The 14,747-nt window shown below is 44.2% G+C and carries 16 protein-coding genes; 6 read left to right on the top strand and 10 right to left on the bottom strand.

All coding sequences use genetic code 11. The annotated features are described in order from the left end of the window. Positions 1-187 precede the first annotated feature (187 nt). On the top strand, positions 188-1,411 hold the full coding sequence (trpB, locus tag KI742_RS15860) for a tryptophan synthase subunit beta (protein WP_258480921.1): 1,224 nt from the start codon (positions 188-190) through the stop codon (positions 1,409-1,411). Between the two features lie 131 nt (positions 1,412-1,542). Here trpB and KI742_RS15855 read toward each other — a convergent pair whose 3' ends face one another. Beyond that, a complete protein-coding gene (locus KI742_RS15855) occupies positions 1,543-3,000 on the bottom strand; it encodes a DUF3360 domain-containing protein (RefSeq protein ID WP_005375642.1) in 1,458 nt (485 codons plus the stop codon). A 410-nt stretch (positions 3,001-3,410) separates the two neighbouring features. Between KI742_RS15855 and KI742_RS15850 the strand changes: the two genes are divergently transcribed. Continuing rightward, positions 3,411-3,827, top strand: a complete 417-nt coding sequence (locus KI742_RS15850; protein WP_005375544.1) for a VF530 family DNA-binding protein — start codon at positions 3,411-3,413, stop codon at positions 3,825-3,827. Between the two features lie 151 nt (positions 3,828-3,978). Here the strand turns inward: KI742_RS15850 and KI742_RS15845 are convergent, their stop codons facing one another. Both KI742_RS15845 and KI742_RS15840 read right to left on the bottom strand, forming a co-directional pair. Continuing rightward, positions 3,979-5,229, bottom strand: a complete 1,251-nt coding sequence (locus KI742_RS15845; protein ID WP_213903698.1) for a DEAD/DEAH box helicase — start codon at positions 5,227-5,229, stop codon at positions 3,979-3,981. A 329-nt stretch (positions 5,230-5,558) separates the two neighbouring features. Beyond that, on the bottom strand, positions 5,559-6,353 hold the full coding sequence (locus KI742_RS15840) for a helix-turn-helix transcriptional regulator (protein WP_005389423.1): 795 nt from the start codon (positions 6,351-6,353) through the stop codon (positions 5,559-5,561). 122 nt (positions 6,354-6,475) lie between these two features. Here KI742_RS15840 and KI742_RS15835 point away from each other — a divergent pair, with 122 nt between their 5' ends. Next, positions 6,476-7,282, top strand: a complete 807-nt coding sequence (locus KI742_RS15835; RefSeq protein ID WP_017635743.1) for a sulfite exporter TauE/SafE family protein — start codon at positions 6,476-6,478, stop codon at positions 7,280-7,282. Positions 7,283-7,751: 469 nt separating this feature from the next. On the opposite strand, the gene KI742_RS15830 is transcribed toward KI742_RS15835, so the two are convergent. From KI742_RS15830 to KI742_RS15820, 3 genes are all read right to left on the bottom strand, one after another. Beyond that, positions 7,752-8,426 carry a hypothetical protein gene (locus KI742_RS15830; RefSeq protein ID WP_285386062.1) on the bottom strand — a complete coding sequence of 225 codons (675 nt, stop codon included), beginning with the start codon at positions 8,424-8,426 and terminating at the stop codon, positions 7,752-7,754. A gap of 281 nt (positions 8,427-8,707) precedes the next feature. After that, positions 8,708-9,334, bottom strand: coding sequence for a LysE/ArgO family amino acid transporter (locus KI742_RS15825; RefSeq protein ID WP_285386061.1), 627 nt, complete (start codon positions 9,332-9,334; stop codon positions 8,708-8,710). Position 9,335: 1 nt separating this feature from the next. After that, positions 9,336-10,040: a B3/4 domain-containing protein gene (locus KI742_RS15820; protein WP_285386060.1), complete on the bottom strand. Its 705-nt coding sequence runs from the start codon at positions 10,038-10,040 to the stop codon at positions 9,336-9,338. Between the two features lie 45 nt (positions 10,041-10,085). Here KI742_RS15820 and KI742_RS15815 point away from each other — a divergent pair, with 45 nt between their 5' ends. Continuing rightward, entirely contained in the window at positions 10,086-10,688 is a 603-nt protein-coding gene (locus KI742_RS15815; RefSeq protein WP_262652963.1) for a helix-turn-helix transcriptional regulator, read from the top strand. 306 nt (positions 10,689-10,994) lie between these two features. Here KI742_RS15815 and KI742_RS15810 read toward each other — a convergent pair whose 3' ends face one another. Then, positions 10,995-12,353, bottom strand: coding sequence for a PLP-dependent aminotransferase family protein (locus tag KI742_RS15810; RefSeq protein ID WP_285386058.1), 1,359 nt, complete (start codon positions 12,351-12,353; stop codon positions 10,995-10,997). Between the two features lie 161 nt (positions 12,354-12,514). On the opposite strand from KI742_RS15810, the gene KI742_RS15805 reads away from it, so the two are divergent. Beyond that, positions 12,515-13,123 carry a LysE family translocator gene (locus KI742_RS15805; RefSeq protein WP_005389411.1) on the top strand — a complete coding sequence of 203 codons (609 nt, stop codon included), beginning with the start codon at positions 12,515-12,517 and terminating at the stop codon, positions 13,121-13,123. 169 nt (positions 13,124-13,292) lie between these two features. On the opposite strand, the gene KI742_RS15800 is transcribed toward KI742_RS15805, so the two are convergent. After that, positions 13,293-13,538: a hypothetical protein gene (locus tag KI742_RS15800; RefSeq protein ID WP_017821096.1), complete on the bottom strand. Its 246-nt coding sequence runs from the start codon at positions 13,536-13,538 to the stop codon at positions 13,293-13,295. A gap of 40 nt (positions 13,539-13,578) precedes the next feature. Then, entirely contained in the window at positions 13,579-13,794 is a 216-nt protein-coding gene (locus KI742_RS15795) for a DUF3820 family protein (protein ID WP_005375557.1), read from the bottom strand. A 143-nt stretch (positions 13,795-13,937) separates the two neighbouring features. On the opposite strand from KI742_RS15795, the gene KI742_RS15790 reads away from it, so the two are divergent. Next, the gene (locus KI742_RS15790) at positions 13,938-14,246 is read left to right on the top strand and encodes a cysteine-rich CWC family protein (RefSeq protein ID WP_080276966.1); all 309 of its coding nucleotides are present in this window, start codon (positions 13,938-13,940) and stop codon (positions 14,244-14,246) included. A 38-nt stretch (positions 14,247-14,284) separates the two neighbouring features. Here KI742_RS15790 and KI742_RS15785 read toward each other — a convergent pair whose 3' ends face one another. Beyond that, complete coding sequence (locus KI742_RS15785; RefSeq protein ID WP_005375560.1) at positions 14,285-14,629, bottom strand: HopJ type III effector protein; 345 nt, start codon at positions 14,627-14,629, stop codon at positions 14,285-14,287. Positions 14,630-14,747 lie beyond the last annotated feature (118 nt).

Raw genomic sequence — 14,747 nt, 5'->3', positions numbered from 1 at the left:
CTCTCGAGGCTTTTTTGCACCTATTCAAACCACCTGATTCTACATCCCAACTATTATCCCCTACCCAAGCTGTACTTTTTAACTAGTTCACTAGATCGACAATTGTTATTTAAGCAACTGATCACACAACCTCTTCCAAATTTTGGGTATAAAAGTATCAATACTTTCGTTAACTAGGATGTAAATAATGAAAAACTCGTTTGATCTCACTATGCCCAACGAAGAAGGATACTTTGGTGAATACGGTGGTAGCTTTGTTCCACTTGAGCTTGAACAAATCATGCATGACATCAACGCAGCTTATGAGGAATGCAGCAAAGATCCTGAATTTAAAGCGGAACTCGTTCGCCTGTATAAGCACTTTGTTGGACGACCTAGCCCAATCTTCCATGCGGAAAACTTGTCTAAAAAATACGGAGCAGACATCTACCTAAAGCGCGAAGACTTAAACCATACAGGCGCACATAAAATTAACCACTGCTTAGGGGAAGCCATTCTCGCTAAAAAGATGGGTAAGAAGAAACTGATTGCTGAAACTGGCGCAGGGCAACACGGTGTTGCGCTTGCTACAGCCGCGGCATTGGTTGGCTTGAAATGCGATATTTACATGGGTGAAGTTGATATCGCCAAAGAGCATCCGAATGTCGTCCGCATGAGAATCCTTGGTGCTAATGTCATTCCTGCCACTCATGGGCGCAAGACTCTCAAAGAAGCGGTAGATTCTGCATTCGAAGCTTATCTGAAAGATCCTGATACACAACTTTATGCGATAGGCTCTGTCGTTGGCCCTCACCCATTCCCTAAAATGGTGAGAGATTTCCAATCAATTATCGGTAACGAAGCACGAGTTCAATTCAAAGAAATGACCGGCAAGTTACCCAATAATCTCGTCGCATGCGTTGGAGGTGGTTCTAACGCGATGGGGCTATTTACTGCTTTCTTAGAGGATGAACAAGTCGCCATTCACGGCGTTGAACCTGCGGGCCGCTCTTTGCAAAAGGTTGGCGAGCATGCTGCAACACTCACACTCGGTGAGCCAGGTATCATGCACGGATTTAAGTCTTACATGCTTAAAGATGCACAAGGTGAACCTCAGGAAGTGTACTCTGTAGCAAGTGGCTTGGATTACCCATCGGTTGGACCTCAGCATAGTTACTTAAAAGACATTGGCCGTGTCAATTACAGCTCAATCACCGATGACGAAGCGATTGATGCATTCTTTGAGCTGTCTCGTGAAGAGGGAATAATTCCTGCTATTGAATCCTCACACGCTGTCGCTTACGCAATTAAACTCGCGCAGCAAGGAGAAACCGGCTCGATTTTGATCAACTTATCAGGCCGTGGTGACAAAGACATTGATTTTGTCGTTGAACACTACGGCGCAAAATACGGCATTGAATCACTCATATAGCCTAACTCCGTAGCCTAACCCTACATGCAAAAAGCTACCAGGTACTAGGTAGCTTTTTGTTTTTGTCTACTATTTTAAGAAGCAAGTCCCTTTACTCACTGTTCTCACTATACCTTTAGAGCATAATTCGATTAACCGATAAGAGCTGGAATGCCTGGAAGCTGACCAACAATAGCAAGGGAGCCTGCACAAACGATAAACGCAGTGCCAGGAATCAGATATTTATCTTTGCGCGATAGTTCGTTAGCACGCTCATGGTCGCCGATAAGCCCGAGGTTATCCAACAGCATCGTGATTGCCCAACCGAAGACTGGATTAACGAATGCACAGGCAAAAATACAGATACCTGCACTGAGTGAATCTTTATGCTTATGGATCATCTGCATACCCGCTTCTAAAAGTGGTAAGAATACACCGACAATCAAAGCAACACGCAGAACAGGCTCCCACATTGCTAGATCCATTGGGTAGCCAATTACCGCCGCCGCAATACACATGAAACCCGTTAACAGTGCGCCACCTGGAATAGGACGTTTGGCAATTGCGGCAGGAATCATGTACGTTCCCCAAGAAGAAGCTAGGTTTCCGCCCCCTAAGAGTGAACCAACCCCCTGACGAACAGATGCTCCGACCATCGTGTCATCGACATCCATGAGTACACCTTTCGCTTCTTTTGGGTAGTTAAGTTCTTGAAACACACGATGGCCGAGATAATCAGGGGACCACATAGCGACTGCCAGTAGAGCAAATGGAGTCACGGCAATAAAGTGCTCTAGGGTTGGCCAGCCTAGCTGCCAGCCTGTATCTTCCCCCCACCAGTAGAATGGACTGAAATTAGGCAGGCCCGGCTCTGTGGTAAAAGCAAACTCAGCGCCCATCAAATAAGCAACAATACCCGCGAGTGCAGAGCACAATGGGATAGCGAGCCAACGTTTATTGATCTTGGCTAAGTAAGCGTAAACCATAACGGTTAGGCCTATGACCACAAACGAAATGTAACCTTGGTCCGTACTTGCAGCCCACGCTTCCGTCTTATTAATTTGCCCGAGCAACCCAACAGCACCAAGGTAGATCAACAACCCTCCTCGAACCCCGATACCAGTCAGAGTCATGAGTTTAGAGCCACCTTTGGTTAAAGCGAGAATTAAACCAAAAACACATACCATCAAACCTAGCGCGAGAGGGTGCCCTCCTGCAGCTGCGATCATAGGAATCAGCGGTATCATTGGGCCATGGGTTCCCGCTAAGTTTGCATTCGGGTTTAGGATGGCAGAAAACAAGATGACGAACAGGGCTCCAGCGATAAGTAATTCGTAACGCACGTTTTCTGCAATGAATTCCGGAGATAAACCAAACTGAGCAGCAAAAGCGGAAACCATGGCAGTGACCATAACCACTTTACCAATGGTTGCTGCTAATGCAGGTACCCAGTCTTCGATTTCAATACTGTAATCACGTGAGGGCAAATGAATTCCCCAGCGACGGAAACTCATGACGGTTAAATCATGATTTAGAAAGTCTTCTCGGTTTTCAAATTCATGCGGTTTTTTGCGCACATCCCTGTAAAAAGTCTTACTTTTGTCAGACATTGAGTCATCCTTTTATGTTTCAACGTTGAACTACGTCAACTAGAGTTTCGCTTGGTAGACAGACCAATACGAGACAACACCCACATCAAACATCGAGGCCACACCAAGAAAGTGGTATGGCTAATTTTTGATTTGAACCTATTAAGCATGTATTGCTATCGGTAGGAATATTAGACATTAGTAAAAGAACAACAAAAATCTCAATTATTACACAATAATTCAACATCGAACTGGGACGCTTGAACTTTTAAGAGTCATTTTTGAGCAGAGAGCCAAGTAGAGCGGCCAATTCCGATTTATACTTTCAAGGTAGAGAGCACTGTGCTCGCATCCATCGCAAAGTAACTATAGATATCTCTGCATTGTATACTTTGTTAAACTCCGCCCTTTAATGAGTAAGGCCCTTAAAAATGATGACTGACGAAGAGAGAATCGAGCTGCAACAGAACAATCCACTGCACGGGTTAAAGCTAGAGACTATGTTGCAAGAGTTAGTAGATTTTTACGGCTGGGACATTCTAGATACAGCAATGCGTTTTAATTGCTTTAACACTAAGCCTTCGATTGCAAGTAGCGTGAAGTATTTAAAGAAAACCGAATGGGCGAGAGAAAAATTAGAAAACTTTTACCTTTATCGCTTTAAGCGTATGCCACGCGCGAGCGAAGAAGAATACAACTTACCACCAAGAGCTCGTACCTTCCCTCATGGCCTTGAACCTAAAGAGCCAATGCCGCTAACCGTTGACTCTATTCTTAAGTCACAAGCTAAAGCAGCGTCTGCATTTAAAAAGCGTTCACCTCGCGGACGCCCTGCTCGTCGCCAATAACACTATCTTGAAAAGCAATAGAGCCCTACTGGTAGCTCCAGCAGGGCTCTATTGTTCTTTAAAGGAATGGCTAGAAGCGAAGACTCAAGCTAGTGAGCATTCCCTTTCTCCAGCAACTCCCGTAAGTAAACTCACATGTAGTTTACGTTTTCTATTGATTACGCTTTTTCTTCTTTTTACCCGTACCTGCTGGCTTCGCTCGCGGCTTCATTGGTAAAAAGTAGGCTTCACTCTGATCGTCTTCCACTTCAAAACCGACTACGTGCTCGCGTTCAAGTTGGAACTTATTTTTCTTTTCTATCACTTTGAAATGGTGGTAGTCGTCGTAATCGATAAGAGATAATCCTAAACCTACTTCACCAGCACGACCACTACGACCGATTCGATGCATATAATCAGCAGGGCTACGCGGAAGATCGAAGTTAATCACCACTGGAAGTTTTTCAATATCAAGGCCGCGTGCTGCGATATCGGTGGCAATAAGAACTTGAATCTCGCCAGACTTAAAACCGTCAAGGACACGAGTACGAGCGCCCTGCCCTTTATCACCATGGAAAACTTCAGCGGTAATACCGCGTTTTGACAGCTTTTGAGCTAAATGGTTACAGGCATTCTTAGCATTCACAAAAATCAAAGTCTGTCGCCACTGATGCTGTTTGATTAAGTGCGCGAGTACCGCCGTCTTCTCACCTTTATTTACACTAAACACGCGCTGCACCAAAGTGCTGGCTTCTGCGCTCTGCAACTGAACTTCAACAGGGTCGCGGAGCAACTGCTGAGCCAGCGTCGTGACTTTATCAGGGAAAGTAGCAGAAAATAACAGCGTCTGTTTCTTCTCTGGTAGTAACGCAAGAATCTTATTCAGTTCTTCGGTAAATCCGAGGCTCAACATTCGGTCGGCTTCGTCAAGAACAAGCGTTTTTACTTGGTCCAACTTAATCGCGTTACTGGATACCAGATCAAGTAATCGACCCGGCGTTGCAACAATGATGTCACAGCCACCACGAAGCGCCAGCATTTGTGGGTTCACCGATACACCACCAAATACGGCAACCGTTTTGATCTTATCTCTGAGATGGTATGAGTAAGATTTGACGTTATATGCCACCTGTGATGCCAACTCACGAGTTGGTACTAAAATCAGGTGGGAAACGAAGTTGCCACGGCGATTGTTTGATTCGTCTTGCTGAACAATTTTTTGCAAGATTGGCAGCGAAAAAGCAGCGGTTTTACCAGACCCCGTATTGGCACCACCAATAATATCTTTCCCTTCAAGGATATCAGGAATAGAACGGGATTGAATGGGCGTCGGTTGGCTGTATTCCAACGCTTCTAGTCGCTCGACTAATGTTGGAATCAGGCCAAGATCGGCAAATGTCGCTTGCTGTGTTTTATCTGTCATTACGATGAGTGGCTCAGTGCTAGTAAAGGCCGTGTATCTTATGCTATTTCGCGTCTGGATGTTAGAAATAATGGCCCAAACAGAAGATTGGTGAAAGAAGCACTATAGGGTTCAGGAATTTCCTTTCACTAACATGAGTTAATGGTTTCCGTAACCAATACTCTACGACCAAGATGGTAGCGTTCGCGACGAATCTATTGTCCACTTCGAAATTGATTTCAGCTCATTCGGGCAGAAAGAAGCTAGAAGCACTTGCTTATGTTGCGTGAGTAAATGAATGTAAACCTCAGTACATAAAAACGAACCTAATTTAGGTAAGCTCTTGGCAACTATATGCCACGACTCGAAAAGTAACGCGTGGGTGAATCGCCATAGACCCGACGAAACATCGCAATAAAGTTACTGGGCGTCGAATAACCTAAAGCATGTGCAATATCTCCCACCGATTCCCCTCGAGCTATCATTTCTAATGAATGTATTAGCAGTACTTGTTGCCGCCATTCACTAAAACTCATGTTTAACTCACTTCGAATCAATCGTCTTAACGTCCGAGATGAGACTGCCCCGATATTGGCCCAATGCTCCACAGAATGCTTGCTGTTTGGGTCTATTAAAATTGCTTGAGTAACTTTTTGCAGTCTCGGATCTCTGGGCAGTGGGATGTGGAGTGACTCATGAGGGCTATTGACGATTTCATCGGATATTACGGCGAGAATACGTAAAGACTGTATGGATAGATCGTCTGTTTTGCTCCATATCGATGCTCTAACCGATAGGGCTTTCAACACATCGCTCATTTGGATAACACAAGGTCTCATTGGAAACCGCTCACAACTCTCTGGAGTAAACAGTAATGAACGACCTTTCAGAGAACCACAAAAATAAACACTGTGCATCGCACCCGGGGGGATCCAACCAGCTCGGTGAGGTGGTAGTATCCACGTTCCTTCATCGGTTTTTACCTGTATTAGCCCTTCATCTATACACAGTAACTGGCCTCGATGATGACTGTGCCAATTATGTGGCCGTTGATCCAAATGGTTGAAGTCGCTCCTTTCATGCTGCCACTCCTTAGCGATCAGTGCGGCGCCATTTTTCCATTCGCTGTAATCAGAGTTTGTCACTTTATTTACTCAATTCCATTTTGGCCATTATTCATTATTTTCTGTCCTCTTAACGTTACCATAGCAAGTTAGCGTTCGAGTAACATTTTAGCAACGATCATTTTATCGAAGGCAGAACCATCATGAACGAACCTATCTTTATTATCTATTACATTACAGCAGGCTTGGGCATTGGCTTTCTCGCTGGACTCGTTGGTGTGGGTGGTGGTGGAATGGCCGTCCCTATTTTTGCGTTTCTATTTTCACTACAGGGAATAGCTGATACGGAAGTAGTGCATCTTGCGTTAGGGACATCAATGGCTTCGATGATTATTACAACATTGGGCAGCATGCGCGCTCACTACAAAAAAGAGAATGTAGACTCGACAATGGTAGGAAAAATGTTGAGCGGAGTTCTAGTCGGAACATTTTGCGCCACATTCGTAGCATCGTATCTACAAGGAGTCTATCTGGCAGGCTTTTTCAGCGTATTCATGTTGTATGTTGCTTATAAGATGTTTCTCAACACTGAAAATGAGTACAATCCGAACCCACATGGGGCTATCGGTAATATCACTGTAGGCTCGGTGATTGGCTCTGTATCAGCACTTGTCTCTATAAGCGGTGCGGGGTTGATCATCCCCTATCTTGTCCAGCAAAATTTTGAGGTAAAACGTGCTATTGGTACCTCTGCTGCGATAGGTTTCCCTATCGCGCTGTCAGGAAGCCTCGGTTACATGTTAAACGGATGGGGAAATACAGATTGGAACAACTTAGTATTAGGATACATATACCTTCCTGCAATGCTCAGCTTCTCCATTAGTAGCTACTTAACTACTAGCCTCGGCGTGCGTTGTGCAGAGTATTTCCCAAATAAAGTTCTTAAGAAAATCGTTGGTATTTTGTGTGTTCTTCTAAGTTTCAAAATGTTGGTACAAGTACTTAGTTAGAGCAAATAACACGGTCACTAGTAGGCCTTGCACTATGGTGAAAGGATAAGCCTGCAAAAACTTACTTCTCGCTTTGCTGGTCCAAGCACACAATGTGTAAGAAAGCTCCTCATTGTTGCACTCTTATGACTTTGTTAACCTGGCCAGAATTACATCCAAAATGTGCTGATGATTGTCTTTTCTGGAAACCTCGTCATGCTCCTGGCAAAGTGCTTCCTCCCCTTCTGATGCGAGAATTTTAATGCCACGCTCAGTACATTCTGCGAACGCACTAAACTGACTCACACTAGGAATCTCTTGAAACGTCACATTGGGAAGATCAACAAGTGATTCGGCTGGTGTCAGTGCGGGATGTAGCCGATCAGAAAGCGTCACCACGGTGATAGCATTGTTCATCAAGGCCAGAGTTTCAGGGACAAAAGTTTTCGTTAGCTCAGGGTTGATAACGACGACCGATTTCAGTTTGTTTTCAGACTGAAATCGGGGGGAATTTTTGATCCGGGATGCTGGTAATATCAACGTTATTTTTACGTAACCAATGACAGTCTACATTGGTGGCGTTGTGACACGATGTTCGATATTTCTCCGGGCTTATTTGCGCTCCGGAGAGCATCAGCATAGATGTGCCGCCCAGAAAAAAGCCGACCCCCTGCACTGCATCAGTATCTACGCCTCCGGACAGTATCCCGACCGAACTTAATTCGTTCAGCCCAAGCACCAAATCACTGGTTCTGAATGTGATTTCATCAACAGCCATTTCTGCATTGATTTCGTTCGGTGCAGGAGGCTTTGGTACCACAACGACATAACCTTGTTGCGCCAGGCTCGAGGCTATCCAACCACTGTGGGAAAACGCTGACCGTGTTCCGCCCTGCGACAAAAGCACAACGGGAAATTTTCCACTTGCTAAAGGGGCATCTAACTGCGTTTCGACTGATTTAAAAATGTTCCCCCTACCAAACGTGAAATTGTTTTTTTCGTTCGTTGTGGGATACCAATAATAGACTTCTACTGGCTTATCTCTGTCTTCACTGAATCCCGTTTTGATTGTTAGCGCAGAATGGTATTTCGGCTCATTCGTACTGGCGCTGGCACTGACACACAATGTAGCGAGTAGAAAAGACATTATTATTTTGGTTTTCATTTTTCCCTCAGCCGGTAAACACATTATTCTGCACGGCATCTAGAAAAATAACGCGCAGGAGATTCTCCATATATTTTGCGAAACATAGCAATAAAGTTACTTGGAGTCGAGTAACCCAAAGCAAGTGCCTACTTTGAACTGCGCCAGCACTCTCTTGGACAGAAATGATTTAGAGCATTTACTTAAATTAGCAAAATACGAATAACTTCTGGTATGGAAAATCTGTGTCCAATCTGGCAGGAGCAGTTTAGTTATTGGAAATGCAGCTTTATCGAGACGTTCTATATGTATTGGCTTAACAGAGGTGTTGCGAGCTTCAATGCAATACCAAACATGATGCATGAAATCGCAGAATCTAAAATTCTCCATGTTCTTGGCTTACTAAAAAGTGGGATCAACTTGTTAGCCAAATACACTAATCCATAAAACCAGATCCCTGATGCAATCAGTGCCCCTTTAACAAACAATAGTTTTTCATCAGGTTCCATTTGAGCAGTCACACCACCAAGGATCACCACCGTATCCAGATAGACATGTGGATTTAAAAAAGTGATAGCCATCGCCATTAAAACGACTTTTAACCAACTCTGGGCAATGTCCGAATTTTCCAACTCTAGGTGACTTGAACCATTCCATGCTGATTTTGCAGATTGGTAGCCATACCAGAAAAGAAATACTACGCCGCCAAGAGTCAAAAGGTCTTTCCATAATGGTGCTTTATAGAGCAGTGTCCCTATACCAAGTACACCAGTACTGATCAGTAGAATGTCTCCAAGAAAGCAGATAGTGGCAACGGACAGTGCGTATTGCTTTTTTAATCCGCACTTTAATAGAAACGCATTTTGGCTACCGATTGCGACAATCAAACTTCCAGAAACAACGGCACCCGTTAACAAAGTATTTATCACATCAAACCTCAATGGATTTTGAAGCAAACACCAACGATTGCTCTATCACTGAATCAGACATGATCACTTGCAAGTGTTTAATCATTTCTTGCCCCGCCTCCTGCAAGCGTTCGAGTGGCATTTCAGGCAAGCTTTCTAGAATAAACCACATGTTACGTGTGTCAGATTCAATTCGGGTTCTGACACCCTGCCTCCAGTTCCAACGACGACAAGTAACGCCTACTTCATCGCGCCAAATTACTTCCCCAACATCAGGGTTTTCAATTGAAGCCTCACCATTTTTCATGGTGTCAAAGGATTCAGAGCCATCTGCGATAGTGAGTGTTGGCGTTCCTTGATAACTGTCCATATCTTCACCACCTACGGGTATGGCGTATCGAATACTGATGGCATTATAAATATCCACAATAGGGTCAATGCTCTGCATTCCTCCATCTTTCAATACTCGTTTTCGCAGTGCAGCAGCCGAGCAAGGGGTTCGATTTGGTTTAGCGCCAAATAGACGAAAAACGTCTCCCCACGCATTGATGTGTGATTCTGCCCATGGATAGTCGTTCTCAATGACGGAAGTACATGCTTCTTGCAGAACCCGTTTTGCATACTCTTGGCTCTGAACTTCCGTTCCTTTAACGGATATGCTCAATGCTTTGAACTCTGGTGCAATCTGGGAAATTCGAGCATCGATTGACGGCACTACAACAACCATTAGATAATTCCTTCAGTGATTCATTTTCATGCAAGATACATTACAATGACCAAAAAAGTCAATATATCGACCAATAGTGGCACTGATGCTGATTTCATTAATCAAGCGGTAGCCGCAAGGATCAAGGAACATCGAAAAAGGCTCAAGTTGTCACTGGATGCCCTGTCAAAAAGAGCAGGGATAAGTAAAGGCATGTTAGTAGAAGTAGAGAAAGGGGCAGCTAACCCTAGCATTTCGACGTTGTGTAAACTGTCTGCTGCCCTTGGGATTTCGGTTGCCGATATTGTGAATGTTGCGAGTAATCCAACAGTCAACATCATTGATAAAGAGGACATTCCAACGCTTTGGACTGGCGAGCACGGTGGTAGCGCAAAACTTCTGGCGGGAACAAGCGGCCCAGATATGATTGAGTTGTGGCGCTGGAATATGAAACCATCAGAAGTTTTTGAATCAGCAGGTCATCCACAAGGCACGTTTGAACTTTTTCATGTTGAGTCTGGAATACTCACTTTGAATATTGATGGGAAAGCCATAGAACTGCATGAAGGTCAGTCCGCTATAGCTAAAACGGATGTCCCTCACAGCTACTCAAACCAAGCAGATTCGGATTTAGTTTTCACTATGAGCGTTGCTGAGTTACATCGATAAGCCCACTCATTTAGAGGCGAGTTCAAATAAGATTTATTAAGGCAAAGCCATACTCACAATAGATGGATTAGTACTAGCCCCAAGTAACAATGGGGCACTTTTGCGTTGGAAAGTACTCAACATAAAGGTTCTCGACAAAGATGAATCAACTCGATGCTGCCCAAAAGACGTCCAAGCGAGTTTCAGATTTCAAGTAACTTTTGAGACTTTGAGCACAACTTCGAGCACTTTATGTATATCGGTGTGTTCAATCCTAATAGAGCATTGAATAGTTATATATTGAGCAATCCATGTGAACTATGAAACTTAAGTTAACCGCTTGATTTGCTCTCTTACGATATCTAAAGCTGATTGCAATTGTAATCGGCTTAATGGACCTGCAAGTGATATCCTCACTGCTGCCGGCACTTCATACCGACCCACAGCAAACATTTCCGCTTCCCTCACTCTGACACCATGTTTCAACAACGACTGGTTAAAGTGATACCCTGTTAATGGCTCAGGCAAAGGTAGCCACACATTGTAACCAGGAACACCAATCTGGATTTCGGGAAATACTGCCTTCCAGATCCGATGACGTGCACTGAGTTCCATCGCTATCTCTCTGTCCACGGCTTGCATAGCTCCGCTAGTTAACCAACGACAAACAAGGTCGATTATCAAAGGGCTAACATACATACAACTGACTCGTAGCGCACGTTGCAGTAAATCTTTGAACGACAAAGGCAGAATGATGAAACCCAGCCGCAATCCACCTGCAAAGTACTTAGAAAAACTGCCCACGTATAAGGTAATATCTGGAGCGATAGCAACTAAGGGACTCTTTCGATGAGACGGTGGGCAGTAGAGAACATCGTCCTCAATAATCAACACATTGTAACGACGACATATCTCTATGATTTTTAGTCTTCGGCTATCCGTTAACTGAGCTCCGGTCGGGTTCTGTATTCCCGGCGTAAGATAAAGCAGCTTTGGGCGATGCCTCTTACAGTGTAAAGCCAGATCTTCTGGATCTAATCCATGTTCATCGACTTTTACTGGCACTAGCTTTCGTTCGGATTGCTGACATGCATAGATGAACTCTGGATAACACAGCCCTTCAGCAAGAATTGTATCTTTAGGGCGGCTTAGAGATTGAATAATCAACGATATCCCGTGTTGCCCTCCATGAGTCCACACTAGACGCCGTGCATCAATATCGATATTGAATTTGGTCATCAGCCATTGTCGAAGAGTCTCGTTATGACCCCGAATGCCATCAGCGGAGTAGTAATCCAGCACGGCTGCCTGCGCAATTTCCTCGTGTGATAGCTCTTTCAACGCATTCGCAAGAAATTTCGGCTGCGATAATAGCAAAGGTCGGCAACGTGCCAGATCAATGCCTTTTTCTTCCAATACCGGATGATAAAAGTGGTTCAGTTCAGTTTCTCTGTTACGTACATAAGTACCGCTTCCTACTTTTGGTTCCGTTAAGCCCCTCCGCTCTAGCTCCCTATATGCCCTCGTCACCGTTCCAACCGTCACACCTAAGCGATAAGATAAAATACGCTGAGGAGGTAATTTAGTGTCTGGTTCGAGTTCACCACTCTCTATCACCTCAGCAATCGCATCAGCCAGTGCCATAAACTTAGGTCCGGAACGACCCGATATATCAGGGACTAACATTGTCTCTCTCCGAAGGGGTACAATTAATTCTTGTATTCAGGATAAATAAGGCCTGACGAAAATGAAATCAAAGAATTGTCACCATGACGCATTAACTGTAGGTCTCTCTCACTTCATCCCTTTATTCTTGGCTTATCAGCACTAGTTTGAGAAGAAAAGAAATGACAACATTATGGGACCTAACTCCAGCGATGAGTTTATTTGCGTTTGTCACCGCCATAACACCCGGCCCAAATAACTTATTGCTCGCCAACTCAGGGGCACAATTTGGTATAAGGAAATCATGGCGACACCTAATTGGTATCCGTATTGGCGTAATAGGGTTAATTCTGCTTTGTGCATGTGGTGTCGGTGTTGCCCTACAGACTCATCCAAGTTGGTATCTCGCTATAAAATACATCGGTCTGGTTTACATGTTCTGGCTGATGATTAAGCTGCTATGTACCAACCCTTTCGCAGGCAAACCCACTAAAAGCAAACCAATCAACGTAACTCAGGCTACGTTGTTTCAACTGGGTAATATGAAGGCTTGGATGGCATCACTTGCTTTGGTCACAAGTTATAGTCTCCCTTCTAACTATTGGTTCTCTGTTACATTGATTACTTTCGTGTTTACGACATTCGGACTGTTTGCAAATATTACTTGGGTCTGGGTTGGTAAAAAAATTCGTATTTATCTCAATACCGTATTAAGACAGCGCGTATTCAACATCAGCCTAGCGACGATAACATTCATATCATTGTTACCAGTTTTGGGGCACTCTGCCTGAATGACAAAGAGCAGAGTTTTGTATGTATAAAATTGCCAATTATCTAAATTCGCATTTCGAGGCGTAACACACTTTGGGACAAAAAAGAGTCAGCCTAACGGTCTGGCTCTTTTGAATAAAAAAATAGTCTGGTGGGAGAACTTGTAAGGCTGTGGCAGGTTACACTCACTTACTCCTTAGGCAGGTGACCAGTTTCCTTCGCAAGCTTTTGCATCGCCTCGGCAAACGTTGTTGTCCCGCCTTTAGCTTTAACCTGTATTACCTTATATCCCAACTTTTCCAACGCTTGGCGCTCTGCCAAAACAGCTTTGTCATCTTGCTGGCTACCTTGAGCTGGCTGATGAATGTAACATCCCTCTAATTTACCATCTTCGACCAATTGGTGGTGTTTCAGTGCATCGATATCAAAATTCATAATAAGTCTTTTCATCAAGAGTGGGCGTTTCTGTAGCTAATTACATGCGCTTCAAAGGCTTCACGACACTATCTAAGCCTTCAATTTTGAGCGCTAAACATAGCTTGAGCAAATCCCCTAGCTCGCCGCTTGGCCAGCCCTTTTTATCAAACCACAGTAAGTATTCTTCAGGCAGGTCGATTAACACTCGCCCTGCATATTTCCCAAATGGCATTTGCATTCTAGCGAGTTTAATGAGGTTTTCTTTTTCTAACATAAGTGACAGAGAGTTAAGGTAACTCGCCCAAGGGTAACACTGGTTCTCCCTCCTCACCAGCAAATCGCAGTCACGTTTATTTTGGCGGCCTTGACTCGCTTTGTGCTAGAGTACGCGGCATAAAAAATGAGAACGAGAAAGCAATGAAGTCACCTTGTCGAGCAGCATGTAAAAATAACGCCGGAATATGCTCTGGTTGTCACCGGACGATGGATGAAATCATCCAATGGAAAGACAAAACCGATCTCCAACGAGATGCGATTATCGAACAAATCGCAGGAGAAGATTCAACGCACAGTTGTCCTGAGTGCGGGACTCAAGCCCATTGTGATATCGCCGCAGGCAAAGAGACATGCTGGTGCTTTACTATAGAAACCCGTGATTTACCCAAGCCAAGCGCCAACCAGCTGTGTTTGTGCCGAAAATGTCTAGAAAAAAAGCCAGTTGCGTAATACGACTGGCTTACTGATCATCGTTTTCTGACTGGTGTTTATTTAGCGGTTAAAGCGGACGCTTCAAACTTAATGCCTTCCCACCCTGTCACCATAAAATTACGAATATTCTGGTGATCGCTGTTCTCTGGATGCTGCAATACATCTTCACGATAAAAACGGCCAAAGCAGGCTAGCGTCGCTTCTTTGTCTAGGTTGTTTAGCAAACCGAAAGCGAAGATCTTACACGAACCGTTGTTCTCGCCTGCATTGTTTTGTGTCTCACCATTTACAAAAGCGGTTGGCTCAAACGTATAGTTATCTTCGATCACCGCCATCGTTGCTTCAAATTCGACCTGCTCTGGTGACGCTGCCAATAAATCTAAAAACGATTTTAATTCCATTATTCCTCTATCCCTACTTCATCATATTGATGACACATTAGTTTCATAAAAAGCCAATATAAGAGTCATCAATCATACATATATTCAGAGCCTTACCAAATCACACGTCATTCAGCGC

Source organism: Vibrio sp. D417a, from assembly GCF_030248595.1.
Taxonomy (GTDB): domain Bacteria; phylum Pseudomonadota; class Gammaproteobacteria; order Enterobacterales; family Vibrionaceae; genus Vibrio; species Vibrio alginolyticus.
This window is presented reverse-complemented; position numbering and strand designations above follow the sequence as displayed.